Consider the following 24,208-nt stretch of genomic DNA (forward strand, 5'->3'; position numbering starts at 1 on the left):
CCCCCGCGGGCCAGCCGCCCGGTGGGGAACTCAAGCTTCTTCGCGCCAGAGGCATAGCAGCCCGGCCACCGCAAATCCCAGCGGCGTCATCCAGGCGGCCGTGACGGGGGCGAGCCCACCGGCTTCGCCGATCGCGTTCACCAGCCCGGCGACGACGAGATAGCCGAGGCCAAGCACGAGTCCAACCGCTGCCCGCCGGAGCCCGCTCGACTGCCGCGGTAGCCCGAAAGCCGAGGGCAGGGCGAGCAGCAGCATGATGAAGGGCGCCACCGTCATGGCCCCCAGCCCCTGCAACCGGGTGGCGTAGAAGGCCGGACCCCGGGTCACCGCCCCTTCGCCGCGCCTCGCCACCAGCAGGCGCTCCAGTGGCTGCGCGTCAGTCGGCCGCGCCAGGTCACGCATGGTTTCCGGCGAGGGCCCGTCGGCCCAGGAGCGGGCCGCCACATCCGTCACCCGGTCCTCGCCGGGCCGGATCAGACGAACCTCCTCCAGGCGCCAGCCTTCCGGTCCATGGGTGGCGCGCCGGGCCTGTAGCCGCTCCAGCGCCCGCCCCTGATCATCCCGCCGCACCAACAGCACGCCTTCCAGCGACCGGCCATTCCGCGAGACCGCATCGGCCGCGACGATATCCGGCCCGCTGTGCAGCCAAAGCCGCTGGGCCAGCTGAATGGGCCGCTCCGCCGGCTCGCGCCGGTCCCACCAATCGGCCAGGGTCCGCTCCGTCCGCGGCGCAACCCCGGCCAGAAGACCGATCTGCATGGCGGCGGCCAGTGCGCAGGCCGGGGCGAGGGACGCCATCACCCGCCAGGCACCCCGCCCGGTCGCCCAGAGCGCGGTCATTTCCAGCGTGGCCGCGAGCCGGCGGAAGGTCAGGATGGCCCCGACCAGAACCGCCAACGGAACCAGCCGCCCGAGCGTGCTGGGCAGCCGCAGCAGCGCGTATCGGCCGATATCGGCCACCCCGCCGCGCGCCAGCACGTCGCTCGCCTTGTCCAGCAGATCGAGGATCTGCAGCAGCGCCGCGAGCCCCAGCAGCACCGCGAGCATGCGGCCGATGAAGATCCGCGTCAGGTACCGCCCGATGATCACGCCGCGGGCCTCAGCCGGCGCGGCAGCCAGCTGGCCATCCGCGCCACGCCCCGGTCCAGCCGGGCGAGCACGCCGTCGAAAGCGCCTTCCTCCGGATGCAGGTTGCTGTGCCGGAACACCAGGATGCCGAAGGCCGCGAACAGCAGGAACAGCAGCCAGAGTGCGGGCCGCGAGTCGATCCGCCCCACATCGCCGAGCGATTCCATCAGCTGCAGCGCCTGCTGGTACACCACCAGGATCACCGCCCCGAGCAGGATCCCCGCCGAGCGGCGAGAGCGCTTCGCAGCCAGCCCCATGGGCATGGCCAGCAGCGGCAGGAACAGCAGCGAGGCGGAACGCACCAGCCGCCCATGCAACTCCCCGTCCAGCCGGGGAAGCGGCACCGGCGGCTCCGGCTCGTCCCGCGCCGCCCACAACTCGCCCAGCGTCATCTCCCGCTCATCCGTACCCCGAAGTCGGAACAGGGGAAGGCGGCGGATGAAAGGACGGGACTGGGCCGAGTTGGTGAAGGCCAGGGTCGAGCTCTCGCCATTCGCCAGCGTCGTGACCTGCTGGCCCTCCTCCAGCTCCATCAGCAGCTCATTCTCCTCGGAGCTGACGAGCAGCCGGCCGGTCGCGGCGGTGGTCAGGATTTCCGCGCCATCCTCGCGCAGCTGGTGCAGGAAGACGCCGTGCAGCAGCCCGTCCGCCGCATCGCGCCGGTCGACATACACTGTCAGCCGCCGCCCGATCCGCACGAACTCCCCGGGCACCAGGGTCGCGTTCCAGCCGGCATTGGTGATGGTGTGGAAGGCGGCGCGATAGGCGTATCGGCTCAACGGCTGCACATAGCCGTACAGCCCCAGGCTCAGCCCGGCGCAGAGCACCCCGACGGCCAGGAATGGCCAGCTCAGCCGCGCGAGCGAGAAGCCGGTCGCCTGCAGCGCGTCCATCTCATGATCCTGGCTCAGCCGGGCGACGACCACATAGACGGCCAGGAACAGTGCCGCCGGAACCGCCAGGCCCAGATAGTGCGGCACGAGATAGAGCAGCAGCTGGACGATTGACGCGGCCGGCGTGCCGGCATTCGCCAGCAGGTCGAACAACCGCAGCAGCCGCTCCATCAGCAGCGCCGGAAGGACGAGCAGAAGGGTGGCCGCGAGGGGCTTCGCCAGCAGCCGCAGCATGTAGCGGCTGACCACCCCGCTTGCGGCCGGTGGCCCCCGGCGGATGCCGGCGGCGGAGGCCTGACTCACGCTGCGGCAGAGACCCAGGCGGCCCGCAGGCGATGGAGCAGGTCCTCGCGCACCGCATCATCGGGCAACACGGCCTCGCCCAGCGCGGGCTGGCCGGGCCAGCCGGCATCGGGGAAAGCATGGCCGAGATGCGTGCGCTCGCCGTCATAGCGGGGGATGACGTGGAAGTGGACGTCGGGGTCCACCATCATGAGCATGAGATAGTTGATCTTCTCGTAGGCCACGAGGTCCCGCAGCATCCTCTCTATCCGGACCACGGCGCCCTGCATGTCGGAGAAGGCGGCGGGGCTTACCTCGCCGAAGGCTGTCACGGGTTCGCGGCAGATCAGCACGAGCGAGCCGAGCGTGACCTGCTGCGGGCGCAGCAGCACGGCCCAGTGCGCGGTCTCGCCCAGGAGCGTGTCGGGATAGCCGAACTTGGTCATCGTGGCGCTGGGCATGCGGGATCTCGGGAGGCCGGCATTGCGGGACGGTCAGGCGGCCCCGCATTGCGGCACAGCCCCGACCCGCTTCGGGACGACTATAAATGCCCCCCCGTGACCCCGCCAGTTCGGGCCGGACGGGGGCCGCGGGCGGTTGCACTTCGTGAAACGGGCAACGAAACGGCGTCCTACCGGGCCGGCAGCCCGGCAGGGGCGCTCACCCTCGGCCCGAGTCAGGAGCACCCTGAGCAGGGTGCGCCTGCCCCGGCCCAGGGAAGGCCGGTTTACCTGCCTCGCCGGATCCGACCAAGCGGGACCCGTGGCGCGCCTCGTAGAACTCGCCAGTCGCATGGTCCCGCAGCCGAAGCGTGGTCTCGATCCGCCAACCCGCCCCCTCCGGGCCGATGCGGTGCAGCTGCCAGCCCGGCCGGTCCCGCCCCGTAGCCAGGGCCTGGGGCGTGCCGAGCACCGGGATCGGCCCGGCCGGACCGGGCAGCTCGTCCTCCAACGGAACATGGTGGTGCCCGTGCAGCACCAGCTCCGCCCCATGGCGAGAGAGCACCTCGCGCAGGGCCGCCCGATCGCTCAGCGCCTTGCGTCTGCCGCCCGGGCCCAGGGCGGGCGGGTGATGCACCAGCACCACGCGGAACAGGCCCTCCCGCCCGGCCTGGTCCAGCATCGCCGGTAACCGGGCGAGCTGCCCTGCACCGAGCCGCCCGGCCGCGGAGCCCGGCAAGGTCGGCACGGCCGAGGACAGCCCGATTAGTGCAACCGGCCCCCGCCGCCGCAGGAAGGGAAAGGGCTCCGCACCAGGCCGTGCCGCATCCCCGCTCATCCACTCCTGCCAGCTGCCGATCCCGGACGCCCAGGGCACGGCCACCGTGGCGTCGTGGTTGCCAGGCACCACCGTCAGCCGGTCCGGCGCTCCCAGCCCTGCCAGCCAGTCCCGCGCGGCCGCAAATTCACCGGGGAGGGCCAGGTTCGTCAGGTCGCCGGTGACCGCCACATGGTCCACCCCGGCCGCCGCGACATCCGCCAGCAGCCCCTCCGACGTCACTGCCCGCAGCCGCTTGCGCCGCCAGGCGAGATAGGCGAGCAAGCGCTTGCCCGCGAGCTGCCCGAGAGGGTGCAGGGCCCCAGGGGGAATTGGCAGGTGCAGATCGGACAGGTGCGCGAGGGAGAAGGACATGGGCCGGCCCAATCTCGCCCGCCCGCCGCGCCGGCACCAGCCGCGGCCCGGCTGCTGGGGGAATCCGACGTCCCGGTTTGGAGCATGCCCGGCTCCATCCTCCTCGGCCGCGCCCTCTCCCGCGCCGGGATTTCGGATGTCGCGCCCTGGAACGGAGCCGCGCCAGAGAGCGGTGCTGGCCTGCTGCTTCTCCGCGCGGATCATGTCTTTGACGCTGCGCTCGTCGCCGGGCTCGTAAAGGCCCCAGGCGCGCTGCTTCTCCGGCCGGAGGACGGCCGCCCCGTCGCCGCACATCTTCCGCCCGGCACGCAGTCCGCTTCCATCGCCGCTGCGCTGGAATCCGGGCAGGGGGCCGAGGATCCCGCCTTCGCCGGGCTGAACCCCGCACGCCCCACCGAGCTGGCCGGGAGCTACAACAAGGCGTTGCGCAAGCGCGGCAACCCCTACCTCCTGCGCCTCGCGCCCGAGACCCGGCGTGCCGTGGAATGGGAAATGTTCGGCGGCTCCTACAAGGGCGTCACCGATGCCATCACCAAACATGTCTGGCCCCGTCCGGCCTTCCATGTCGTGCGCGCCTGCGCCGCGCTCGGCATCACGCCGAACATGGTCACGCTGGCCAGCCTCGTGCTCGTCTTCCTCGCCCTCTGGCTCTTCTCCGAGGGCGCCTATCTGCCTGGCCTGCTCGCCGCCTGGGTGATGACCTTTCTCGACACCGTGGACGGCAAGCTGGCGCGGGTGACGCTCACCTCCACCCCCTTCGGCAATGTCTTCGACCACGCGATCGACCTGATTCACCCGCCCTTCTGGTGGGTCGCCTGGATCCTCGGCCTCGGCGCCGTCGGGCTGCCGCTGGCATACCCGATCACGGTTGGTACCGTGATCGTCGGCGGCTACATCCTGCAGCGCCTGCAGGAGGGCCTATTCCTCGCCCTCTACAGCATGGAAATCCATGTCTGGCGCCGCTTCGACAGCCTGTTCCGCCTGTGGATCGCGCGGCGGAACCCGAACCTGCTGATGCTTACCATCGGCACCCTCGCCGGGCGCCCGGACCTTGGCATCCTGGCCGTCGCTGCCTGGACCGCATTCGGCTGCATCGAACAGGCGGTGGTGACGGTGCAGGCCGGGCTGGCAAAGCGCCGCGCGCCGCTGCGGTCCTGGCTCGAGGGATGACCGGAGGCGCCGACATTAGGCGCATCGGCCTCATCACCAACCCGTTGAGCCGGGCGCTGCGCGAGGGCCGTTTCGGGCTCGGTGCGCAGGCGGCCGGGCTGCCCCAGGCCGCTCCTGCGAGCCGCGCCGAACTCAGGGCCGCCCTCTCGGACTTCGCGGCGCAGAACGTGAACCTCCTGGCCGTGCAGGGCGGGGACGGCACGCTGCGCGAGGTGCTGACCGCGCTTCCCGGCACCTTCGGCGACCACCCACCCGAGATCGCCATCCTTGCCACGGGCAAGACCAACCTCGCCGCCCGCGTTCTCGGCACACCCGGCCCTGGAGGGACGGCCCTGGGGCGCCTCCGCGACGCTGCCGATCGGGGCACGCTGCGCCGAAGGCTGCTGCCGGTGGTCGAGGTCGTCCGATCCGGGACGCAGGATGCGAAGCCCCTGCGCGGCCTCCTCTTCGGTGCTGCCGCCTTCACCGAAGCCAAGCTGCTTGCCGAACGCGCCCTGCACCAGCGCGGCATCCACGACAGCCTGGCCGTGCTGCTCGCCCTCGGCGGCGTCGCGCTACGGGCGGGGTGGCAGCGCGGCCATCCCTTGCGCGCCGGCGTGCCCATGGAGGTGGCGCCAGATGGGACAGCGGCGCTCGAAGGACACCGCTTCCTGGTACTGGCCACCTCGCTCGACCAGCTCATGCTTGGCCTCTGGCCCTTCTGGGGGGAGGGGGAGGGACCCCTTCACTGGCTCGACGTGGCCGCCCCACCGAAACGCTTGGGCGCAGCGCTCTGGGCAGCACGCCAGGGCCGGCCACGCCCCTGGATGCCGGCGGCCGGGTACCGTAGCGGCCGGGCGAAGAGCCTGGCCGTCCGGCTCAGCACGCCGTTCGTGCTGGACGGCGAGGTGTTCGAGCCAGGTCCGGGCGGGATCGTGCTCTCCGCCCCTGGCCAGGTCGCCTTCGTGACGCCATGACAGCCGACCGTGACGCACTGGAGGCCCTGGCCGCCGCCGAGTTGGCGCTTCCCTCCAAGCCGAACGCCGCGATGCTTGCCGCGCAACGCATCGTTGCCGACATCCAGGCCCGGCACGGTGCGGCGGTGGAGGCCGTGCTGTTCTACGGCGCCTGCCGCCGAGACGGCGACGCGTCGGGCCTGCTCGACCTCTATGTGCTAACGGACAATTACCGCACCTTCTACGGAAGGATGCTGCCGGCCTTGTTCAACGCCCTTCTTCCGCCGAACGTCCTGCACTGGCGGGTCGAGAGCCCCGGCCCCTTTCGCGCCAAGGTGGCCGTGATGAGCTTGCGGCAGTTTGAGGAAAAGGTGCGCGCCGAAGCAGTGGACACCACAATCTGGGCCCGCTTCTGCCAGCCCTGTACCCTCGTCCAGGCACGCGACCCCGCGGTCCGCCACCGCGTCGAACGGGCGGTGGCGCAGGCCGTGGAGACCGCGGCGCTCTGGGCGGTGCGGCTGGGACCGCTGGCCGCAACGCCAGCCGAGTACTGGCGCGGCCTCTTCTCCCACACCTACGGCGCTGAACTGCGTGCCGAGCGCGGCAACCGCCCGGACCGTATCCTGGCCGGCGCCGAGGACTGGTACGGCCTGATATTTCCCGCCGCCCTGTCCCGCCTCGGCCTTTCCACCCGGCCAGACGGGGAGGGGCGCCTGCAGCCCGGTCTTGTTGGCGATTGGTCCCGGCCCTGGGCCTTGCGTCGCGCCTGCGGCAAGGCGCTGAACGTGATGCGCCTGATCAAGGCCGCCTTTACCTTCGATGGTGGCCCGGACTACCTGGCCGCCAAGGTCGCGCGCCATTCGGGCGTGACGGTGGAACTGACACCCTGGCAGCGCCGCCATCCCATCCTCGCGGCGCCGCTCCTGCTCTGGCGCCTGCGTCGGCGTGGCGCGGTGCGCTGAGCGCGCCGGACTGGTTCAAGCCAGGCTAGTTCAAAGGCGGGGCGACGCGCCGGTACATCACGCGGTTCCGGTTGCCGATCCTCACGCTCCGCACGGGCTCGTACCCCACGCGCAACGCTTCCGACATCACCGCCCAGGCTTCCGGATTGATCCGCGGCCGCGTGCCATCCGTGGTGGCGATATAGGCGGGGCCGGATGCCAGGATTCGCCGCAGCTCGGCAACGGGGTCGATGCCGATCCCCTCCGCCTCGCGCAGGTCGTTCAGATGCGTCGGGAAGACAAAGGGCGTCGGCAGTGGACTGCGGGTCAGGAAGTACAGGATGGTCTCGCCGTCGAACACATAGAGGAACTCGCCCGGTGCGAGCGTGGCGGCACCCGCCAGCGCCCGCACCTCCGTACCATCGCCTCGGGCGCGCATATGGATCACCGTCAGCGCCGTGGCCGCGATGACGCCCACCAACGACAGCGCCAGCATGGCGGAGACGCGACGCCACCGCGCCGCTGGTGAACCCAGCAGCGGCGCCGCCGCCACTGAGAGCGGCACGAGCAGCGGCAGCGCGTAATGATTGTAGTAGGTGCCGAAGACGAGCACGCCCGCCACCGCAACCACCGCCCATCCCGCGACGAAGCCCGTGGCACGCAGCCCGTCCGGCGTCGCGGCCAGTTCGCGCCGCGCCAGCCGAAGCCCGAGCACGGCGCAGGCACCCAGCGGCAGCAGCAGCCCCGCCATGGTCGCAAGCCGCCCGAGGGAGGATCCCACCACGGCGGTGTTGCGGTGGAATACCGAGATGAAGTTGGCGAATAGAAAGGCCTGCAGCTCGCCCATCGCCGCGTAGCTACCCATCGCCACCAGCGTCGGCAGCAGCGCGCAGCCCACCCATACCCCACTTAGAAGCAGCAGACGCATCGGCCCGAACCCGGCGCGCCATCCGCACCAGAGCAGCGCGCAACCGAAGAACACACCCTCGAATACAGCCGTGTACTTGATCTGCATTGCCAGCCCGGTGGCGAACATCGCCGCGGCACCCAGCCCCAACAACCGAGTCCATCCCGCCGGCCTGAGGACGGCGTGCAGCGCCAGCAGCGCGGCCACGGCAACCGGGAGATTGTAGAAGACCGGCGACTGCCCGCCCTCGCCACCGAAGACGTTCAGCCATAGCAGATAGGTCACGCCCGCGAACACCGCGCCACGCGGCGATGCGATCAGCGCCGCGATGCGGGCGACGAGAATGGCGGTGCAGCCAGCAAACAGCGTCGCGACGAGCTGGTACTGGACGATCCCCTCGCCACCGAGCGCGCGGATGGCGGCATAGATCAGGAACAGCCCAACTGGCTTGCGATCCCAGATATCGACATAGGGCAGCGTGCCCTGCAGCAGACGGTCGCCGACGAGCATGTAGAACTGCTCGTCGCCCTCGATCACCGGATTGCCCAGGAAGGGAAGCCGCAGCAGGAAGGCCGCCGCCAGCAGAACCAGCGGCACGGACCAGCCGTGCCTCACCGCCGCCCCGATCGTCGGTGAAGGGGCGGAGGTGGCGATCTTCTGCACGCTCGATCTCACAAGTCTGAAGCCCGCGACAGGGACCGTCGCTAGGGCAGCGGCGCGCCTATTCCGCCGCCGCCAGCGCGACGCCCACCAGCCCGAGGGCCTGACCCACGCGCGCAATGGCGCCGACCGCGGTGTCGATCTGCACCGGCGTCAGCGCGGCGCTGACGCTCATGCGCAGCAGCGGCTTGCCACCCGGCGTCGCCGGCCCGAGCGCGAGGTTGGTGTACACGCCCTGGGACAGCAGTTCATTCCAGAACATGACGGCCATCTCGCGATCCGGCATCGGCAGGGACACGATCGGGCTCGGCATGGCACCGAGCGCGAAGCCCGCCGCGGCCAGCCCTGCATGCAACTGCTGGCCGTTGCGCCGCAGCCGGTCGCGCAGCTGTGGGTTCGCCTCCATCACGTCGATGGCCTGGATCACGGAAGCCACGATTGAGGGCGGCAGGGATGCCGTGAACATATAAGCCCGCGCCGAGAGGCGCAGCGCATCGAAGCCGTCGAGATCCGAGGCGCAGAAACCGCCGATGGCGCCCAGGCTCTTGCTGAAGGTGCCGACGACGAAGTCGATCTCCTGCTCGACGCCCTCTGCCTCGGCCAGGCCGCGCCCGTTCTCGCCGAGCACGCCCAGCGAATGCGCCTCGTCGAGCAGCAGCCAGGCGCCGGCCTCGCGCTTCACTTCCACCATCTCGCGCAGCGGCGCGGTGTCGCCGAGCATGCTGTAGATGCCCTCGACGACAACCAGCTTCTCGCCGGGCTGGTCCGACAACAGGCGCAGGCGGCGCCGCAGGTCGTCCGGATCGTTGTGGCGGAAGCGCGTCACCTGCGCGCCGGCCAGCTTTGCGCCGTCATAGATGCTGGCATGGCTGTCCGCATCGAGCAGCAGGTGCTCGCCGCGCCCGGCCAGCGCCGAGAGCGCGCCGAGATTGGCCTGGTAGCCCGTGGTGAACACCATGGCCGAGCGGCGCCCGAGGAAGCGCGCCAGGCGGCGCTCCAGCGCAGCGTGGTCGCCATAGGTGCCGTTGGCGATGCGCGAGCCGGTGGTGCCGGTGCCCTGGGACTGGGTCGCGGCGACTGCGGCATCGATGCAATCGGCGTCGAAGGTCAGGCCGAGATAGTTGTTGGTGCCGAGCAGCAGGATGCGCCGCCCGCCCAGCATGGCCTCGGTGGCTGACAGCACGGCATCGAAGGCCACGCCGAAGGGATCACGCCCGGCCGCGGACACGGCCGCGTGCTCGGCGCGAAGGGTACGGAACTTGGCGAGCATGCGTCAGGCGGCCGCGGCGGTGGTGCGCGTCAGCACGCGGACAAGGTCGCCAATGGTCTCGATCTCCGCCATCCGGTCCATCGGGATGATGGTGTCGAGCCGCGTCTCGAGCAGCATGATGAAGTCAATAGCACCGACGGAATCAAAGCTCAGGTCCTGAAGGATGCTGGTGTCCATGGTCACCGGACCTGTCAGCTTCCCCGACTCCTCAAGCGCTGCGGTGATTTCCCGCAGGGCGGCCTGCTCATCCAGCATATCCGCGTCCCCTGTTTACATGCCCATGCCCCCCCGGGCACGTTCGGTTAAATGCTTCCTGTAAGTTTAATGCAAGTTCCGTTCTGTGTCGGGGACTCCGGGGAGGTGCAACCATTGCCAAGCAGGCACAGACTGTCCCAGGAGCAGGAACAAGGCCTGCGCTATGGAGGCGAGGCCTGCCCCTACAGGCCCGAACACCCACAAACCGAGTAGGGCCAAGGGCACGTAAGCCGCTGTAGTCAGGGCGCGAAGGCGCAGGGCCAGGCCGTGGCGCTCCACCGAGACCAGCAACGGTTCCAGGGCGAAGCCGGCAAAGCTGATCGAGGATGCGGCAGCCAGCAGCAGCATCAGCGGGTAGGCATCCGGCCCCTCCGGCCCGCCCACCAGGCGCAGCAGCCATTCCCCCAACGCTGCCAGCACCAGCAGCAGCCCGGCCCCCAGGGCAGCCGAAAGCCGAAGCCCCCGGCGGAGCAGCCGCCGCAGGGTCAGCCGGTCCCCCGACGCTGCCAGCCGGGCCAACTCGGGATAGAGGGCAGGGGTCAGGAAGCGGCTCGGCTTCAGCGCCGCCTCCCCGATCTGCCGAGCCAGGGAGAACAATGCTGCCGCGGCCGGGCCAAGCACCCAGCCCACGCAGAGCGTCGCGACATGGCTGGAGCCCAGCGACAGGGTGGTCATCAGGTTGGTGGACCAGGCAAAGCCCCAGATGCCCGGGTGCGCCTGCGTTGCCCCGATGCGCCGGCCCGCCGGATCCGGCCGCAGCAACCCGCGGCGCGCTGTCTCCCGCCAGGCAGCGGCTATCAGCACCACGCCCCCCAGCGCGGTCGCGACATACCAGGCGCCGAGGAATCCAGGCAGGCCGGTGCCAAGTGCCGCTGCCAGCGCCGCCCCGGCCAGACGGAAGCCCGCCCCCATGGCATCGCGCCGGGCCAGAAGGTCGAAGCGGTCGAAGAGGCGCAGCAGCCCGGTTGGCGTCGCCGTCACCATGAAGGCCACGCTGGTGGCATAGAAGGCCGCCAGCGGCACGATCTCCGCGGGCCAGCCGAAGGCCGAGCCAAACAGCAGCGCCGCCGCGGCGCAGAGCGCGCTTCCCAGGATGGAGGAGGCAAGGTCCAGCCCGGCGGTGAAGCGCAGCAGGGCCTGGAACTCCGCCCGTCGCTCCGGCCCGAGGCTGCCCGCCCCGAAGCGCAGCACCGCCTGCCAGGACTGGAACTTGGCGAAGGAGGCGGCGGTCTGCGCGAAGCCGTGCACCAGCACCAGCACGCCCATCTGCGCCGCCCCGAGCGTGTGCATGGCGATGCCAAAGGCGCCGAGGTTGAGCAGCGCCGTCGCCAGCTTGCCGCCCAGCACCATCCCCGCATTCCGGATGATCCGGCGGAACAGCGCATCGGTCTCCGCCGGTCCCGACGAGGCCGTCACGCGGTGGTCTCCTCTAGCCGCGCCAGGATGGCATCCGCGCGGGCCTGCCAGGTGTAGGTGGCCAGGAACTCCGCCTGTGCGCGGGCGCCGAGGGCTGCTGCCGCCTTTGGATCGGCCAGTAGGCCTCGCGCTGCGGTCGCCCAGGCCCTGGCGTCACCGGGAGGCAGGAGAAGCGCGGTCTCGCCGTCGCGCAGCACCTCGCGCAGCGCCGGGATATCCGAGGCCAGGATGGGCTTCCCCGCCGCCATGTACTCGAACAGCTTCAGCGGAGACATCCAGCGCCCAATCTCCCGCCCCGCCGCCGAGGCGACGCTCGGCGCGGGCGGCGCGAGCAGCAGGTCGAATCGCGCCAGCAGGGCCGGCACCCGCGCATGCGGCACATGCCCGTGCAGGTGCAGGTTGGCCTGCCCTCCGCACCGGCAGCGCCAGAGGGCCAGGTCCGCTTCCGTGCCGCCCACCGCATGCAGGTCGCATTCCGGCAGCGCGGCGGCGAGATCCGCCACCATCTCCATACCCTTGCCGGGATAGAGATGCCCGACATAGCCGAGCTGCGGCGTGTCGGGGCGGCCGGGCCAGGTTTGGGGCGGCGGGCCAGGATCGGCGATCGGGTCCGCGCCATCATGGGCCACCATGAGCGGCCGTCCCGCCAGGGCCGGCATGGAAATCGCGTAGTCCTCCGCGAGGCTGCGGGAGATGGCGACCAGCAGGGCGAAGCGCGGGTGGCGGAACAGCCAGGACTCCGCGAGCCGCCGGGCGCGTCGTGAGGGTAGGGTATGCGCCTCATAGGCGAAGGGCGCCGCGCTCCGCCGGGCAGCAAGGGCGAGCGCATAGGCATGTCGCCCGTAGAGCAGGTCCGCGGGCGGTCGGGCTGCCATCTCCCGCGCCACGAGCACGGGGTAGAGCAGGTTCTTGGCGAGCGGCAGGCCTGGCGGTGCGCGCAGTACCAACTCGAAGCAGGGCTCGATCCCATAGGCCGCGAAGATCTCGGCCGCATTCTCCTGCCGGCCACGCGCATACAGCGTCACCTCATGCCCTGCGGCGGCGAAGGCGCGGCACATCTTCATTACGTTCACCGCGCTGGCGACGCGGGAGGGCAGGGCGGTGCCGGCTACATAGCTCAGGCGCATACCTTGCCCCGGCCCCGGGCCGCTCTCATCCTGTGTATCCGCGACGAGGCCAGAACCGGTTGGACCCAAGGTTGAATGTTGGGAACACTCCCAGCCCGCTCCGCATCTGGGGGCTGCTCGGCCACCGCACCGGCGACAACAACCAGGTGCTGGCCCTGGGCGAGGCGCTCGGCGGAAGCCTGGAACCCCTGCGTCTGCACTTCAACGCTCTCCGCCTGCTCACCAACCGGCTCGGCGATATCGGGCTGTCCAGCCTGAAGCCCGCCTCGCGTGCGCTGCTGGCCCCGCCCTGGCCGGATGTGGTCATCGGCGTCGGGCAGCGCAGTGTTCCGGTGGCGCGCTGGATTCGCGCGCAATCCGGCGGTCGCACCCGCATCGTGCAAATCGGCCGTCCTCGCTGCGACCCCGCGCGCTTCGACCTCGTGCTCACCACGCCGCAATACGGCGTCCCGTCCGGGCCAACGGTGCTGGAAACCCCCATCTCGCCCAGCCGTCAAACCCCGGCGCGCCTCGCGGAAGCTGCGGCGGAATGGCGGGAGAAGCTTCGGGATTTCCCGCCCCCGCGCCTGGCCCTCATTCTCGGCGGCAATTCGTGGCCCTATCGGATCGACCCGGCCGAGGCCGAGGCGGCCTGCCGTGCCCTGATCGCCCGCGCCGGGGCCAGGGGCGGCAGCGTGCTGGCCATTGGCAGCCGCCGCACGCCCGAGGTGGTGGAACTTGCCGTCCGGGATGTGCTCGCCAACTCCCCCGTGCCTGCTTCCTTCCTCGGCGGCGCCGGCGCGGAGAACGCCTATTCCGGCCTGCTTGCCCTCGCGGACGAGATTGCAGTGACGGCGGACAGCGCGGCGATGATGTCGGACGCTGTCGCCGCAGGCAAACCCCTCACGCTGGTTCCGATTCAGGTGGCAGGGCCGGGGGGCGCCTGGCTGTGCGCCATGCGCACGCTGCGCCTCGCGGATCGGGGCGATGGCCCAGCCTCGCCATTCCTGCGCGCCGCCGGCCGGGGTTGGGGCGCGCTGGTCCGGCATGGCCTGGCGGGCTGGCCGCGCGACCTCTGGTTCCTTTGGCAGGCGCTGGAGCATCAGGGTCTCTTGGGTGGGCTAGACGCACCGGTCAGGGGACGCGCCCCCGACCCGGCCGCACTGGCGGCGGCGCGGATCAGGCGGCTGCTGCCGGCCGGGGCGGAAGCTGCCCCCGGTAGCGATCCACCAGCGCCAGGGAATCGGCCCGCACATGCCGCTCCCTGATTCCCTCCTCCACCTCCGCGCGAGTTACGGACCCCTCGTCCAGGCACTCCGCCAGAAGGCCGAAGAACAGCGCCTCCTGCCGGGGATCGGGATGCGGGCGGTAGCGCGCATGGGATGTCCAGAACCGCAGGAAGGGCCGGACCACAGATGCCGGTATCGGGCCGAAGCCGCGCTCGCGCAGGGTGAAATCCACGGGCAGTCCAGTCTTCCAGGGCTGGGTGCGGCGCTTGGTGGTGTGCAGCAGCCGGGTCTCGGGCGTCAGCGTGTCGAAGCTGTTCCAAACCGGGTCCAGCAGCCCGATCTTCTCCCTGTTCTCCCGCCGCAGCTCGATCAGTTCCACATAGTCCAGGCGCCCGGCGAAGAGGTCCTCCAGCATTGGCTCGAAACGCCAGTGGGGCAGCAGCGCGCAATCCAGCAGCATAACGCTGCTCGCAAGATAGTCGGCCGCTCCGTTATGGCCGGGGCGAGCGCGGCACCAGATGGCCTTGCCCGCGCGGTCCCGCGCGAACAGCTCGCCAACATCGCCAACCGCGAAAACATCTGGGTCCACCACCAGGGCGACGCCCCGATGGCCCATCGCATCGGGCACGGCGAAGCGGAGGGGAGTGAAGGATTGCAGGTCGTCCATATGCCAGGCGCGGCTGTGCCCATCTCGGATGAAGCTTCGCCCCTCCGCTGCCCGCAGGGGCCCGCTGCCCTCGGCCTCGATCAGCCGGACATTGAAGGTTCCGGGCTCGCGAGCGTTGCGGCGGAAGGAATGGGCAGACACAAGGGCGCCCAGCCGCTGCTTGGCGTTGGTATGGATGAAGACGACAGGTTGGTCGGAGGAGGTGGCGGCGTGGCTCATCGGTGGTTCCGGATCCGTGGCGCGTGGCGGTCGGCCGCGCTCGCCCTGTTCATCATGTCGCTCGGCGCCGGCTGCGCCCAGCCGGGCGAGGCACCCGCCCGGGCCGCCGCCATGCCCGCGGCGCCGGTCGGGGAACTCGCGCGGTATAATGGCTGGTACCAGGGGCATGGCGTGCCGGTCACCCCCGGCGTGAACTGCCGGGACCGGACCCATAGCGTCTGGTTCCGGGTGGAGGACGGGCTGGTCGAGATGCGTTCCTCGCGCCACCGGCGGTCGGCCGTCACGCCGGCGCTCCTATCGGGAACGCTGTCGCCGGGCGGCCAGGTGGCGCTGCGGGGAGCAACCCTCGAGAGCCTTGCGGCCGGCCAGATCGCTGGCAGGCGAGTGACGGTCGAGGATGCCTCGCCGGTCGTCGTGCGGGACGGCCGCCCCTCCTGCCGCTACCGCTACGAGGCCGAGTTCCGCGAGGAGCTGCGGAACTAGGCGCCGGCCCTGCTGCACCGGGCTGGAGCTCATCCACGCGGCACCGCGCCCGTCAGCCCGAGGCTCGACCACCAGGCCACCGTCTCCTGCATCCCCGCCAGAATGGGGATACGGGGTGCCCAGATGGGGCGGGGAAGCTGTCGCTCGGGGCTTGATGCCCAGTTCCGGTGCAGGATCTCGCGCGCCTTTCCGCGGCCGAGCAGGGCTGGGTGGCCGGTGACGGCGGCCCAGCTGTCGGCGGCGGCGCCGGCTGCCCGGATGACACCATCCGGCACGGTTACCAGCCGCGGTTCCCGCTTAAGCAGCCCACCGACCAAATGCAGGATCTCGCGCCAGCCATAGCCATCATGGCGCTCGTCCGTGACCTCGAAGGCCGTCCCAAGCGGCCCGGCGCGACACAGCGCGAGGACGGCCGAGGCCACGTCCGCAGCATGGACGAAGCCAATCCTCGGTTCCGGCGCCCGCGGGACAGGAACGATCGGCCCTGAGACGGTCCGGCACAGGGCGAGGCCCTCCCGGTCTCCTGGCCCGTAGATCACGGCCGGACGCAGCACCACCCAGCGCCCCGTGCCGCCCAGCGCCGCCTGTGCCGCCGTCTCGCCGGCCCGCTTGCTCTCGGCATAGGCGGAAAGCTGCGGCTCCCGTGCGGAAAGCGAGGAGACCAGGATGAGGCGCGCCTCGGGCGCAGCCTCGGCGACTGCCGCAGCCAGTCGGGCACTGCCGTCGCGGTTCGTCGAGAGGAATTCGGCCCGCCGCCGGGCCTTGGTCAGGCCGGCCAGATGCACCACCGCCCCCGCGCCTGCCACGAGCCGCCGTAACGCCGCCGGATCCGCCAAATCGCCTCGCATGGTCTCAGCCGAGGGTGCCTCAGCCGGCGGCGCGGTTTCCCCGCGGACCAGCATGCGGACCCGCCAGCCATCCCGTGCCAGCGCGGAAACCACATGGCGTCCCAGGAAGCCGGTCCCGCCGGTGACGGCCGCGAGCGGCGCGTCCGTCATCGGGTGTTGGAAGCCAGTTCCGGGGCCGGGGGCGCGAAGGCGCCGTCACGGTAGCGGCTGCGCGCCAGGGTGCGGCTGAGCTTGCCGGAAGAGGTGCGCGGCAGGCTCCCCGGCGGCACCAGCACCACCCGCGCCTCCACCCCGTGCCGGGCGCGGAGGGTTCCTGCGGATTCGGCGGCGAGCCTTTCCCGCTCGGCCAGGTCCGGGGCACCGCGGGCCTCGACCAGCAGCACGACCTGCTCCGTCCCCTCCTCCTCAATGGCGAAGGCAGCCGCGTCGCCGCTGCGGAGGGTGGGCACGGCCTGCTCGACCGACCATTCCAGGTCCTGCGGCCAGACATTGCGGCCGTTGACGATGATCAGGTCCTTCGCCCGCCCGGTAATCACCAACTGGCCGTCCAGCCGGTAGCCGAGATCGCCCGTTTCCAGCCATCCGTCCGGGGAGAGGACCTCCGCGCTCTCCTCGGGCCGTCCGTCATAGCCGCGCATCAGCCCGGGGCCGCGGACCAGGACGCGGCCGACCCGGCGCTCCGGCAGGGACGCGCCGTCAGCGTCGCGGATTTCCACCTCCGTCCCTGGCAGGGGCGGGCCGCAGAGGGCGAAGGTGCGGGCACGGGTGCTCTCGGCAGTGGCCGGGGCGGCAATGGCCTCGCGCTCGAGCTGGTCCAGATCCAGCGTATCGGCGGCGACGCCGGTGCCGAGGGGGGCGAAGCTGATCGCCAGCGTGGCCTCGGCCATGCCGTAGCTCGGCACGAAGGCCTCGGCCTGGAAGCCGTCCGCCGCGAAGGTCTCCGCGAAGCGGGCGAGCACATGCGGGCGGATCATGTCGCCCCCGATCCCTGCGGCCCGCCAGGAGGACAGGTCCAGCACCGGCCCCGTGGCCGCATCAGGCCGGCCGCGCCGCACGCAGAGCTCGTAGCCGAAGCTCGGGCTGTAGGAGAGGGTGCCGCGGGTCGAGGACAGCAGGCGCAGCCACAGATGCGGCCGACGCGCGAATTCCTGCGGCGAGAGAAGGTCCACGGTCACCTGGCCGGCGAGCGGCGCCAGCAGGAACCCGACCAGGCCCATGTCGTGATAGAAAGGCAGCCAGGACACGGCGCGGTCCTCGGGGCCGATCTGCAGCCCGTGCTGCAGAATGCCCCGGATGTTTTCCATCAAGGCCCGCTGGGTGACCGCAACACCGACCGGGAAGCGCGTGCTGCCCGAGGAGAATTGCAGATAGGCGATCCCGTCCTCATCCTTCGGCGTGGTGACGGGTGCGGCATCCGGGGCCTCGGGCAGTGCGGCGACGCTGCCGAAGGCCTTCAACCCGGCCTCTTCGGCAAAGGGCGCCAGCCAGGCCTGCAAGGCGGCCGGGACGAAAAGTGCCGAGGCCTGGGAGGCCACGGTCAGGCGGCGGATGTGCTCGATATAGGTTTCGCGGCCGCCGAAGGCCGTCGGGGTCGGCAGCAGGGCCGGCACCAGCCCGGCATACTGGCAGGCGAAGAAGGCTGTCACGACGTCCGGATGCGTCTCCGCCACGATGGCGACGCGGTCGCCCTGCGTGAGGCCGGCATGGGTGATGCGGCGCGCCAGGGCGAGGGCATCCTCGCGCAGCAGCTGGTAGGGCAGGGCTTTCTCCAGTTCGCCGCGGCCGTTGTAGAAGCCGAGGCCGGTTACGCCCTCCGCCGCATGGTCGAGCGCGTCGGAGAGGGTGGCGAAGCTGCCCAGGCGCCTGGGGATCGAGTTCAGGGTGGGAAGAGGTGCGGCGCTCATTCGGTGCCTGCCCGTTCGGCGGCTCGGGCCGGGGCGGCCGCGCCCCAGGAACGGACGACCGCATCCGCCGTAGCAAGGTCTGCCGGGTAGTCGACCTCGGCCCAGGAGTGGCCCTCGATGGAAGCCACCTGCACCGCGCCGGTCTGCGCGAGATCGTGGATCACGGAGAGGTACCAGCGGCGGATTCCCTCGGGCCGGCGCAGCGCGGCATCGAGCCCGGCCGCGAAAATGCCGCCGCCTTCGTCCAGGAAGCGCAGCATGCCGATCGATTCACCGTTCGTCTCCGAGGCCGGCAGGGTCTTGCCGATCGCACGCAGGCGCGTGCCGTCCACCGAGACCTTCATGTCATCCGTGTCATAGGCCGCCTTGCGGTCGATGGTCACCGTGACAGGCGAGGGCGGGGCGGCGAGCAGGCGGTGCAGAACGGAGGGCTCGAAGAGCGTGTCCCCGTTCAGCAGGACCGTGTCCGAGGCCTGGAGAAGGTCGCGCACCAAGAAGCAGCTGCCAATATTCTCGGAGACGGAGAAGAACGGGTTGAAGCTCGTCCGGACCCGCATGCCCGGTGGGGCAATGATCGGGATGGCGGACTCAACCTTCTCCGCCTCGAAGCCGGTGACAAGGGTAACGTCCTGGATGTCGGCGGAAGCAAGACCGCGCAGCTGCCACTCGAGAATGCTTCTGCCGCCGACGGAGAGAAGGCATTTCGGGATGCCTTCCGTCATCGGCAGCAGCCGGCGGCCCTGCCCGGCACATAGGATAATCGCCTTCAATACTCTTCCCCTTGCTGGCCGTAGCCTCGGCTTGGACACTCAATGATCAGGTTTACTGCTGGGAACGGTTGGCATTCACTGATCTGGGTCTCTCCTGCGCCGGGCCGCCTGGCGTATGCTGGTTCAGTCGTGAAGGGAGAGGCATCGGGGGCGCCATGCTCTCCATCCTGAATCATCCCGGAAGCGTCCGGACTTTTCCAGGCCTGATTGCTGGCCACGGCCGGGATCAGACCGGCCGCCGGGCAGCAAGAGGCCGGGAGGGCGCAGCGCCTAGCGCGCGTCCCCGGACTGCGCAAGACGCCCCCCCATCTGCTGGCCTTCCTGGGCCGGATCCGGCCCGGCCGCCGTTCCGGCCGCGCCGATACCCTGCAGGTTCAACATGCGGCCTCCTGCCCCATGCCCTGATCCAGCCACAGCTTGGTTGCTGCAGTATGACAGGCCTGAAACCTCGGCACCGGCCCTTACAGAAGTCGAGGCGCTGGCCGGCATCCCTTCCGGAAGGTGGCGAGGGGCCGCCGCTTGCCAGGGCGGGCGATCCGGAGCAGGTTTTTTCCTGCCATCCGCCCGAACCATCCGGGGCGCGGACTCGGCACATGGCCCGAACGGCCGGCAGGAAGCGGACCTTTGAGAGCGGAGCCATGACGGCACGAGACAACCCTCGAAGCCCCGCCGCCGCCACGGTGCCGGCCGGTCGATGAACTATGTCTTCGAATTCAGCCAGGTCTTCGAGGCTTGGGACGAGCTGCTCGCGGGCGCACTCCGCACCCTCTGGCTCTCCGCCGCCTCCATGGGCATCGGGCTCGTCGTCGCCGTGCTCGGCGCGCTGGGCAAGACGAGTGGGCCGAGATGGCTGCGCTGGATCATCGACGCCTATATCGAGGTGATCCGCAACACGCCCTTCCTCATCCAGATCTTCATGGTCTTCTTCGGCCTGCCCGCCATCGGGCTGCGGCTGGAGGCGGATGAGGCGGCGCTGCTCGCTCTGGTCATCAATGTCGGCGCCTATGGCATCGAGATCATCCGCGCAGGGATCGAGAGCATCCACTCCGGCCAGATCGAGGCCGGGCGCGCCTTGGGCCTGCGCCCGCTGCAGATCTTCCGCCTTATCGTGCTCAAGCCCGCGCTGCAGGCGATCTATCCCGCGCTGACCAGCCAGTTCATCCTGCTGATGCTCAACTCCTCCGTCTGTTCGGCAATCGCGGCCAGCGAGCTGACGGCAGCGGCCAACGACATCCAGGCGCGTAATTTCCGCAGCTTCGAGGTCTATTTCGTCGTCACCGCGATGTACTTCGTCCTGTCGCTCATCTTCTGGGCCCTCTTCGCCTGGATCGAGCGCACCTTCCTTGCCCGGCCGGCGTCGCGCTGATGCGCAGCTTCGGGGCCAACGAGGTCTGGTTCATCCTCCTCTCGGTGCGATGGACGCTGCTGCTCTCGGTCGCGGCCTTCGCCGGTGGCGCGGTGGGCGGGATGCTGATCGCGCTGATGCGCACGGGCCGCTTCAAGGCGCTGCGCTGGGCCGCCATCGCCTATATCAAGCTGTTCCAGGGCACGCCGCTTCTCATGCAGCTGTTCCTGGCCTTCTTTGTCCCCGGCATCTTCGGCATCAACATCGACCCATGGGGGGCCGCCGCCCTCGGTCTGTCCCTGCATGCCAGCGCCTTCCTCGGCGAAATCTGGCGCGGCTGCATCGAGGTCGTGCCGCGTGGCCAGTGGGAGGCGTCCTCCGCGCTCGGCCTGCGCTACTGGCGGCAGATGCGGCACATCATCCTGCCGCAGGCTTTCCGCATCGCCATCCCGCCGACGGTCGGCTTCCTGGTGCAGCTCATCAAGGCGACCTCGCTCGCCTCGATCATCGGCTTCGTCGAGCTGACGCGGGCGGCGCAGGTCGTCAACAACGCCACCTTCCGGCCCTTCACGATTTTCGGCCTGGTGGCGCTCGCCTATTTCGTCATCTGCTGGCCGCTTTCACTCTACGGCCGGCGGATGGAGAAAAAACTCGCCCTGGCCACACGTTAGGCCGGGAGCAGAACAGGGAGACGCTCGCATGACCATCTCGCACCCCTTCACCCGCCGCCGCCTGGCCGGCACCGCCGCCTTGGGCGCTGCCGCCGCGGTGCTGCCCGGCCTGCGCTCCGCCCTGGCCGCGACGCCCGACGAGATCAAGCGGCGCGGCAAGCTGATGGTTGGCGTGCTGACCGACTACCCGCCCTTTGGCGGCACCGACAGCTCCCAGAATCCCGCCGGCTACGACGTGGATGTCGCCCGCCTGGTCGTGCAGGCGATGGGCGTGCAGCTGGAGCTGGTGCCGGTGACCGGCCCGAACCGCATTCCCTTCCTGCTGACCAACAAGGTGGACATGCTGATCGCCACCTTCGGGATCACCGAGGAGCGCGCGCGGCAGGTGCTGTTCTCCAACCCCTACAGCACGCTCAGCACCTACATCCTCGCACCGCGCTCGCTTCGCATTGCGGGCCCCGATGATCTGAAGGGCATCCGCGTCGGCGTGGCGCGCGCGAGCACGCAGGACATCGCCGTCTCCGCCATCGCGCCGCGGGAGATCCGCCTGATGCGCTTCGACGACGACGCGACCACGACCCAGTCGATCATCTCCGGCCAGACCCAGGCCATCGGCGCCAGCAACACCGTTCTCGCGCAGCTGACCTCTGGCTATCCCAACCTGCAGATCGAGCCGAAGTTCACCTTGCGCGCCCAGGCCAACGGCATGGCCTTCCGCCGCCAGGACGAGGCGCTGCGCGACTGGTCGAACGCCTTCATCAAGACGATCGTGGACAATGGCGAGCTGGCGAAGATCCACCAGCGCTGGTTCAACGCGCCCATGGACCCGCTGCCCCCGATGCCGCAGTTCTGAGACAGGGTGCCGGCCGCCTGATTGGGCGGCCGGAAAGCAGGGGCCGGGACGAGGGGCTGCGGCATCGCCGCGGCTCCTGACCTGCCGCGCAAGGACATCGGGGAGATACACGGCATGGCCGGACGGCTCGAGGGCAAGCGCGCCTTCATCACGGCAGCGGGGCAGGGGATCGGCCGCGCAATCGCGCTCGCCTTCATCCGCGAGGGCGCACTCGTGGTCGCGACGGACCGGGATGCGGAAAAGCTCGCCACCCTTGAGGGATGCGAGACCCGGCTGCTGGATGTGCTGGATGACGCCACCTTCTCGGAAGCGGTCCGCGCCGCCGGGCCGCTGGACATCATGGTGAATTGCGCGGGCATGGTTCACCAGAATACCGCGCTCACCTGCACGGATGCCGAGTGGGAGGCCGCCTTCGCGCTGAACTGCCGCGCGACCTGGAAGGGCATGGCCGCCGCACTGCCCGGGATGCTGGAGCGGGGCCGCGGCGCGGTGGTGAACATCGCCAGCGCCGCCGGCTATGCCAAGGCGCCACCGAACCGCTTCGCCTATGCCGCGACGAAGGCGGCGATCGTGGGCATGACCAAGGCGGCGGCGGTGGATGTGGTGGCGCAGGGCGTGCGGCTGAACTGCATCTGCCCGGGCACGGTGGACACGCCCTCGCTCGGCGAGCGCATCGCGGCCAATGCCGCGGCCGCGGGCGGGATGGACGCCGCGCGGGCCGCCTTCGTCTCGCGCCAGGCAATGGGCCGGCTCGGTAATGCCGAGGAGATCGCGATGCTCGCCGTCTATCTTGCCTCCGACGAGAGCAGCTTCGTCACCGGCCAGGCCGTGGTGATCGACGGCGGCTGGACGCTGTAGGTGGCAGGGCGGCGCGTCAGTGCGCTGGCGGCCGCATCGCGGCGCGCAGGCGTTCGGTCGCGGCAGCATCCAGCCCCAAGTCGCGCGCGGGGTCGAAGAAGCGCGCATCGGGGGTGAAGACGAGATAGGCCATCGCCTCATTCGCCATCAGCCACTCCTGCGAGGCGTCGTAGCCCTCGCCCTTCAGGAAGCGGCGGAAGGCCTCGCGATCGGCCTCGGTAAACACCTCGCGCCAGGCGCGCAGCACCTGGGCTGCGAAGGCGAGGTCGGTAAAGTACAGGCCGTGCCCCGCCTCGTGGTCCAGCACCGCGCGGCGGGCGGAGGCGTCGAAGCCGCTGCTCTCGGCGGGCAGGGTGATAATGGCGCGCGGCTCGCCGCCGGGCCCGCTGCCGATCGCGGGAAGCCGGGCCTCCAGCCACCGCTCCTCCGCGTTCAGTACAACGCCGGAACGCCTGGCCAGGGCGAAGAAGCGCTCGACATCGGCAAGGCTATAGTCATGGCCGTAGTAGTAGGTTTCTGGCTGCATCCCTTCCTCGGCGATGGCAGCGGCCAGGGCCGCGTCGTCCAGCAGCCGGTCGCGCGGTGTCTTCGCCTTCTCGATGAACGCGGCGAGGCGGTTCATCATGCGCCCCTGCTGCGCGAGGCTCGGGAAGGCAATCACGAACACCGCCGGCCGGTCGGCCAGACGCAGCAGCGTCGCCTCGGCGGGCTGCCAGGCCAGCAGCGCCTCCCTCGTCATCAGCGGGATGGCCGGAGCCGCCGGTGCAGCGGGGGGTGCCTGAGCCGCCACCGGCACGCCAGGGCTCACGGCCTGGCCGGGGCCCTGCAGCATGCCACAATAGGCCGCGCCGAGGCCGAGCACGGTTGCGGCCGCCCCGGCCAGCAACCACCCGCCTCTCGCGCCAACCCGCCCGGTTACCGGGGCTTGAACCGGTGCGAGCTTCGTATGCGGCGTTAGGAGGACGGTGTCGTCATCCCCGTTGTCGGGCACGGCGGCAAACCCTGTCCCCTCAGCTGCCGATGTTCAGCACCTGCACACGCCGGTTCCGCTGCTCCGCTTGGTTGTCACCGGTGCGGACGAGAAGTTGGCTTTCGCCGAGACCCACCGCCTCAAGCTTCGCGGCGGGGACGTTGTAGCGACTCATCAGAAAATCCCGCACCGCCTCCGCGCGGCGTTGGGACAGGGTACGGTTCGCCTCGTCGGGGCCCATCGTGTCCGTATGGCCCTCGATCCGGAACCGATAGGGCGCCAGCTCCGGCGAGGACAGCGCCTGGCCGAGCGGCGCAAGCGCGCGCTCCGCGGCAGCGCTGAGGGTCGCGGAATTGCTGTGGAACTGCACGGTGATCGAGACCGCGGGGGTGCCGGAGGGCGCCGTCGTCGCGGCCGGAGGCGGAGGCGTGCGGGCGGGGGCAGCGGCCTGCGTGCGCGGGGCCGCGGCAGGGGCCGACTGAGAGGACGCGGCAGGCGCCTGTGACGGAGCAGGAGCGGCCGGGGCTGATTCCGCGCCGGGCATACGGATGCCGCGCGTCCCGCCGCTCGGGCGCAGCTGCTCGATCATCTGCATGGCCGACTGCGCGGCGGCGGGCGAGCCGCCGACCGTGATGAGGAGAGCAGCGCCGAGCGACAGCGCGCCGATCGACCGGACAAAGCGGTGGGAAGGCAGCATGGGCGTCTCCTCTTGGTCGGCCGCCCGCCCGGTGACGGGTGGCCAGCCTTGGCCCGGATGTACCGGGCGGTTCAGGCTACACCGGATCAATTCGCCTCC

At 70.6% G+C, this 24,208-nt stretch carries 24 protein-coding genes; 9 read left to right on the forward strand and 15 right to left on the reverse strand.

Annotated elements, in window-relative coordinates; all coding sequences use genetic code 11:
* Window positions 1–30: 30 nt before the first annotated feature.
* From ACVBD7_RS04190 to ACVBD7_RS04205, 4 genes are all read right to left on the reverse strand, one after another.
* Window positions 31–1,089: an LptF/LptG family permease gene (locus ACVBD7_RS04190; RefSeq protein WP_458096243.1), complete on the reverse strand. Its 1,059-nt coding sequence runs from the start codon at window positions 1,087–1,089 to the stop codon at window positions 31–33.
* Window positions 1,086–2,324 (reverse strand): LptF/LptG family permease, encoded by a 1,239-nt coding sequence (locus ACVBD7_RS04195; RefSeq protein ID WP_458096244.1) that lies wholly within the window; start codon window positions 2,322–2,324, stop codon window positions 1,086–1,088. Before ACVBD7_RS04195 ends, ACVBD7_RS04190 begins: the two co-directional genes overlap by 4 nt.
* Window positions 2,321–2,764 (reverse strand): HIT family protein, encoded by a 444-nt coding sequence (locus tag ACVBD7_RS04200; RefSeq protein WP_458096245.1) that lies wholly within the window; start codon window positions 2,762–2,764, stop codon window positions 2,321–2,323. The genes ACVBD7_RS04195 and ACVBD7_RS04200 overlap by 4 nt, the downstream gene beginning before the upstream one ends.
* A gap of 199 nt (window positions 2,765–2,963) precedes the next feature.
* On the reverse strand, window positions 2,964–3,935 hold the full coding sequence (locus ACVBD7_RS04205) for a metallophosphoesterase family protein (RefSeq protein ID WP_458096246.1): 972 nt from the start codon (window positions 3,933–3,935) through the stop codon (window positions 2,964–2,966).
* Between the two features lie 84 nt (window positions 3,936–4,019).
* Between ACVBD7_RS04205 and ACVBD7_RS04210 the strand changes: the two genes are divergently transcribed.
* Genes ACVBD7_RS04210 through ACVBD7_RS04220 form a run of 3 tightly spaced genes read left to right on the forward strand, consistent with a single transcriptional unit; the run spans window position 4,020 to window position 7,002 of the window.
* Complete coding sequence (locus ACVBD7_RS04210) at window positions 4,020–5,105, forward strand: CDP-alcohol phosphatidyltransferase family protein (protein ID WP_458096247.1); 1,086 nt, start codon at window positions 4,020–4,022, stop codon at window positions 5,103–5,105.
* A complete protein-coding gene (locus ACVBD7_RS04215; RefSeq protein ID WP_458096248.1) occupies window positions 5,102–6,061 on the forward strand; it encodes a diacylglycerol kinase family protein in 960 nt (319 codons plus the stop codon). The genes ACVBD7_RS04210 and ACVBD7_RS04215 overlap by 4 nt, the downstream gene beginning before the upstream one ends.
* Window positions 6,058–7,002: a hypothetical protein gene (locus ACVBD7_RS04220; protein WP_458096249.1), complete on the forward strand. Its 945-nt coding sequence runs from the start codon at window positions 6,058–6,060 to the stop codon at window positions 7,000–7,002. Before ACVBD7_RS04215 ends, ACVBD7_RS04220 begins: the two co-directional genes overlap by 4 nt.
* Before the next feature lie 25 nt (window positions 7,003–7,027).
* Here ACVBD7_RS04220 and ACVBD7_RS04225 read toward each other — a convergent pair whose 3' ends face one another.
* The 5 genes from ACVBD7_RS04225 to ACVBD7_RS04245 all read right to left on the reverse strand — a co-directional run bounded on the left by ACVBD7_RS04225 (window position 7,028) and on the right by ACVBD7_RS04245 (window position 12,616).
* The gene (locus ACVBD7_RS04225) at window positions 7,028–8,551 is read right to left on the reverse strand and encodes a hypothetical protein (RefSeq protein WP_458096250.1); all 1,524 of its coding nucleotides are present in this window, start codon (window positions 8,549–8,551) and stop codon (window positions 7,028–7,030) included.
* A 58-nt stretch (window positions 8,552–8,609) separates the two neighbouring features.
* Window positions 8,610–9,818, reverse strand: coding sequence for a serine palmitoyltransferase (gene spt / locus ACVBD7_RS04230; RefSeq protein ID WP_458096251.1), 1,209 nt, complete (start codon window positions 9,816–9,818; stop codon window positions 8,610–8,612).
* Window positions 9,819–9,821: 3 nt separating this feature from the next.
* Window positions 9,822–10,073, reverse strand: a complete 252-nt coding sequence (locus tag ACVBD7_RS04235) for an acyl carrier protein (RefSeq protein ID WP_458096252.1) — start codon at window positions 10,071–10,073, stop codon at window positions 9,822–9,824.
* A 66-nt stretch (window positions 10,074–10,139) separates the two neighbouring features.
* Window positions 10,140–11,489 (reverse strand): lipopolysaccharide biosynthesis protein, encoded by a 1,350-nt coding sequence (locus tag ACVBD7_RS04240; protein ID WP_458096253.1) that lies wholly within the window; start codon window positions 11,487–11,489, stop codon window positions 10,140–10,142.
* Entirely contained in the window at window positions 11,486–12,616 is a 1,131-nt protein-coding gene (locus tag ACVBD7_RS04245; RefSeq protein ID WP_458096254.1) for a glycosyltransferase family 4 protein, read from the reverse strand. The genes ACVBD7_RS04240 and ACVBD7_RS04245 overlap by 4 nt, the downstream gene beginning before the upstream one ends.
* A 71-nt stretch (window positions 12,617–12,687) precedes the next feature.
* Here ACVBD7_RS04245 and ACVBD7_RS04250 point away from each other — a divergent pair, with 71 nt between their 5' ends.
* Window positions 12,688–13,863 (forward strand): mitochondrial fission ELM1 family protein, encoded by a 1,176-nt coding sequence (locus ACVBD7_RS04250; protein ID WP_458096255.1) that lies wholly within the window; start codon window positions 12,688–12,690, stop codon window positions 13,861–13,863.
* Here the strand turns inward: ACVBD7_RS04250 and ACVBD7_RS04255 are convergent.
* Window positions 13,775–14,710: a hypothetical protein gene (locus ACVBD7_RS04255; RefSeq protein WP_458096256.1), complete on the reverse strand. Its 936-nt coding sequence runs from the start codon at window positions 14,708–14,710 to the stop codon at window positions 13,775–13,777. The genes ACVBD7_RS04250 and ACVBD7_RS04255 overlap by 89 nt on opposite strands.
* On the opposite strand from ACVBD7_RS04255, the gene ACVBD7_RS04260 reads away from it, so the two are divergent.
* On the forward strand, window positions 14,702–15,193 hold the full coding sequence (locus ACVBD7_RS04260; protein WP_458096257.1) for a hypothetical protein: 492 nt from the start codon (window positions 14,702–14,704) through the stop codon (window positions 15,191–15,193). The genes ACVBD7_RS04255 and ACVBD7_RS04260 overlap by 9 nt on opposite strands.
* A 29-nt stretch (window positions 15,194–15,222) precedes the next feature.
* Here ACVBD7_RS04260 and ACVBD7_RS04265 read toward each other — a convergent pair whose 3' ends face one another.
* From ACVBD7_RS04265 to ACVBD7_RS04275, 3 genes are read right to left on the reverse strand one after another with little or no spacing between them, the layout of a single operon-like run.
* Window positions 15,223–16,191, reverse strand: a complete 969-nt coding sequence (locus ACVBD7_RS04265) for an NAD-dependent epimerase/dehydratase family protein (protein WP_458096258.1) — start codon at window positions 16,189–16,191, stop codon at window positions 15,223–15,225.
* Window positions 16,188–17,945, reverse strand: coding sequence for a fatty acyl-AMP ligase (locus ACVBD7_RS04270; protein ID WP_458096259.1), 1,758 nt, complete (start codon window positions 17,943–17,945; stop codon window positions 16,188–16,190). Before ACVBD7_RS04270 ends, ACVBD7_RS04265 begins: the two co-directional genes overlap by 4 nt.
* A complete protein-coding gene (locus tag ACVBD7_RS04275; RefSeq protein WP_458096260.1) occupies window positions 17,942–18,715 on the reverse strand; it encodes a phosphocholine cytidylyltransferase family protein in 774 nt (257 codons plus the stop codon). The genes ACVBD7_RS04270 and ACVBD7_RS04275 overlap by 4 nt, the downstream gene beginning before the upstream one ends.
* A gap of 694 nt (window positions 18,716–19,409) precedes the next feature.
* Between ACVBD7_RS04275 and ACVBD7_RS04280 the strand changes: the two genes are divergently transcribed.
* The 4 genes from ACVBD7_RS04280 to ACVBD7_RS04295 all read left to right on the forward strand — a co-directional run bounded on the left by ACVBD7_RS04280 (window position 19,410) and on the right by ACVBD7_RS04295 (window position 22,442).
* Window positions 19,410–20,081: an amino acid ABC transporter permease gene (locus ACVBD7_RS04280; RefSeq protein ID WP_458096261.1), complete on the forward strand. Its 672-nt coding sequence runs from the start codon at window positions 19,410–19,412 to the stop codon at window positions 20,079–20,081.
* Entirely contained in the window at window positions 20,081–20,731 is a 651-nt protein-coding gene (locus tag ACVBD7_RS04285; protein WP_458096262.1) for an amino acid ABC transporter permease, read from the forward strand. Before ACVBD7_RS04280 ends, ACVBD7_RS04285 begins: the two co-directional genes overlap by 1 nt.
* 28 nt (window positions 20,732–20,759) lie before the next feature.
* The gene (locus tag ACVBD7_RS04290; RefSeq protein WP_458096263.1) at window positions 20,760–21,584 is read left to right on the forward strand and encodes a transporter substrate-binding domain-containing protein; all 825 of its coding nucleotides are present in this window, start codon (window positions 20,760–20,762) and stop codon (window positions 21,582–21,584) included.
* A 114-nt stretch (window positions 21,585–21,698) separates the two neighbouring features.
* Window positions 21,699–22,442 (forward strand): SDR family oxidoreductase, encoded by a 744-nt coding sequence (locus ACVBD7_RS04295; protein ID WP_458096264.1) that lies wholly within the window; start codon window positions 21,699–21,701, stop codon window positions 22,440–22,442.
* A 16-nt stretch (window positions 22,443–22,458) separates the two neighbouring features.
* On the opposite strand, the gene ACVBD7_RS04300 is transcribed toward ACVBD7_RS04295, so the two are convergent.
* A complete protein-coding gene (locus ACVBD7_RS04300; protein ID WP_458096265.1) occupies window positions 22,459–23,433 on the reverse strand; it encodes a hypothetical protein in 975 nt (324 codons plus the stop codon).
* 19 nt (window positions 23,434–23,452) lie between these two features.
* On the reverse strand, window positions 23,453–24,109 hold the full coding sequence (locus ACVBD7_RS04305) for an OmpA family protein (RefSeq protein ID WP_458096266.1): 657 nt from the start codon (window positions 24,107–24,109) through the stop codon (window positions 23,453–23,455).
* Window positions 24,110–24,208: the final 99 nt, after the last annotated feature.

Source organism: Roseomonas sp. WA12 (genome assembly GCF_054165765.1).

What these genes read in the sequence shown, in the direction of transcription:
- ACVBD7_RS04295 (WP_458096264.1), top strand. Translation starts at nt 21,699, where the DNA reads ATGGCCGGACGGCTCGAGGGCAAGCGCGCCTTCATCACGGCAGCGGGG.
- spt (WP_458096251.1), bottom strand. Translation starts at nt 9,818, where the DNA reads ATGCTCGCCAAGTTCCGTACCCTTCGCGCCGAGCACGCGGCCGTGTCC.
- ACVBD7_RS04285 (WP_458096262.1), top strand. Translation starts at nt 20,081, where the DNA reads ATGCGCAGCTTCGGGGCCAACGAGGTCTGGTTCATCCTCCTCTCGGTG.
- ACVBD7_RS04305 (WP_458096266.1), bottom strand. Translation starts at nt 24,109, where the DNA reads ATGCTGCCTTCCCACCGCTTTGTCCGGTCGATCGGCGCGCTGTCGCTC.
- ACVBD7_RS04205 (WP_458096246.1), bottom strand. Translation starts at nt 3,935, where the DNA reads ATGTCCTTCTCCCTCGCGCACCTGTCCGATCTGCACCTGCCAATTCCC.
- ACVBD7_RS04215 (WP_458096248.1), top strand. Translation starts at nt 5,102, where the DNA reads ATGACCGGAGGCGCCGACATTAGGCGCATCGGCCTCATCACCAACCCG.
- ACVBD7_RS04255 (WP_458096256.1), bottom strand. Translation starts at nt 14,710, where the DNA reads ATGAGCCACGCCGCCACCTCCTCCGACCAACCTGTCGTCTTCATCCAT.
- ACVBD7_RS04280 (WP_458096261.1), top strand. Translation starts at nt 19,410, where the DNA reads ATGAACTATGTCTTCGAATTCAGCCAGGTCTTCGAGGCTTGGGACGAG.
- ACVBD7_RS04270 (WP_458096259.1), bottom strand. Translation starts at nt 17,945, where the DNA reads ATGAGCGCCGCACCTCTTCCCACCCTGAACTCGATCCCCAGGCGCCTG.
- ACVBD7_RS04290 (WP_458096263.1), top strand. Translation starts at nt 20,760, where the DNA reads ATGACCATCTCGCACCCCTTCACCCGCCGCCGCCTGGCCGGCACCGCC.
- ACVBD7_RS04245 (WP_458096254.1), bottom strand. Translation starts at nt 12,616, where the DNA reads ATGCGCCTGAGCTATGTAGCCGGCACCGCCCTGCCCTCCCGCGTCGCC.
- ACVBD7_RS04265 (WP_458096258.1), bottom strand. Translation starts at nt 16,191, where the DNA reads ATGACGGACGCGCCGCTCGCGGCCGTCACCGGCGGGACCGGCTTCCTG.
- ACVBD7_RS04220 (WP_458096249.1), top strand. Translation starts at nt 6,058, where the DNA reads ATGACAGCCGACCGTGACGCACTGGAGGCCCTGGCCGCCGCCGAGTTG.
- ACVBD7_RS04235 (WP_458096252.1), bottom strand. Translation starts at nt 10,073, where the DNA reads ATGCTGGATGAGCAGGCCGCCCTGCGGGAAATCACCGCAGCGCTTGAG.
- ACVBD7_RS04210 (WP_458096247.1), top strand. Translation starts at nt 4,020, where the DNA reads ATGCCCGGCTCCATCCTCCTCGGCCGCGCCCTCTCCCGCGCCGGGATT.
- ACVBD7_RS04200 (WP_458096245.1), bottom strand. Translation starts at nt 2,764, where the DNA reads ATGCCCAGCGCCACGATGACCAAGTTCGGCTATCCCGACACGCTCCTG.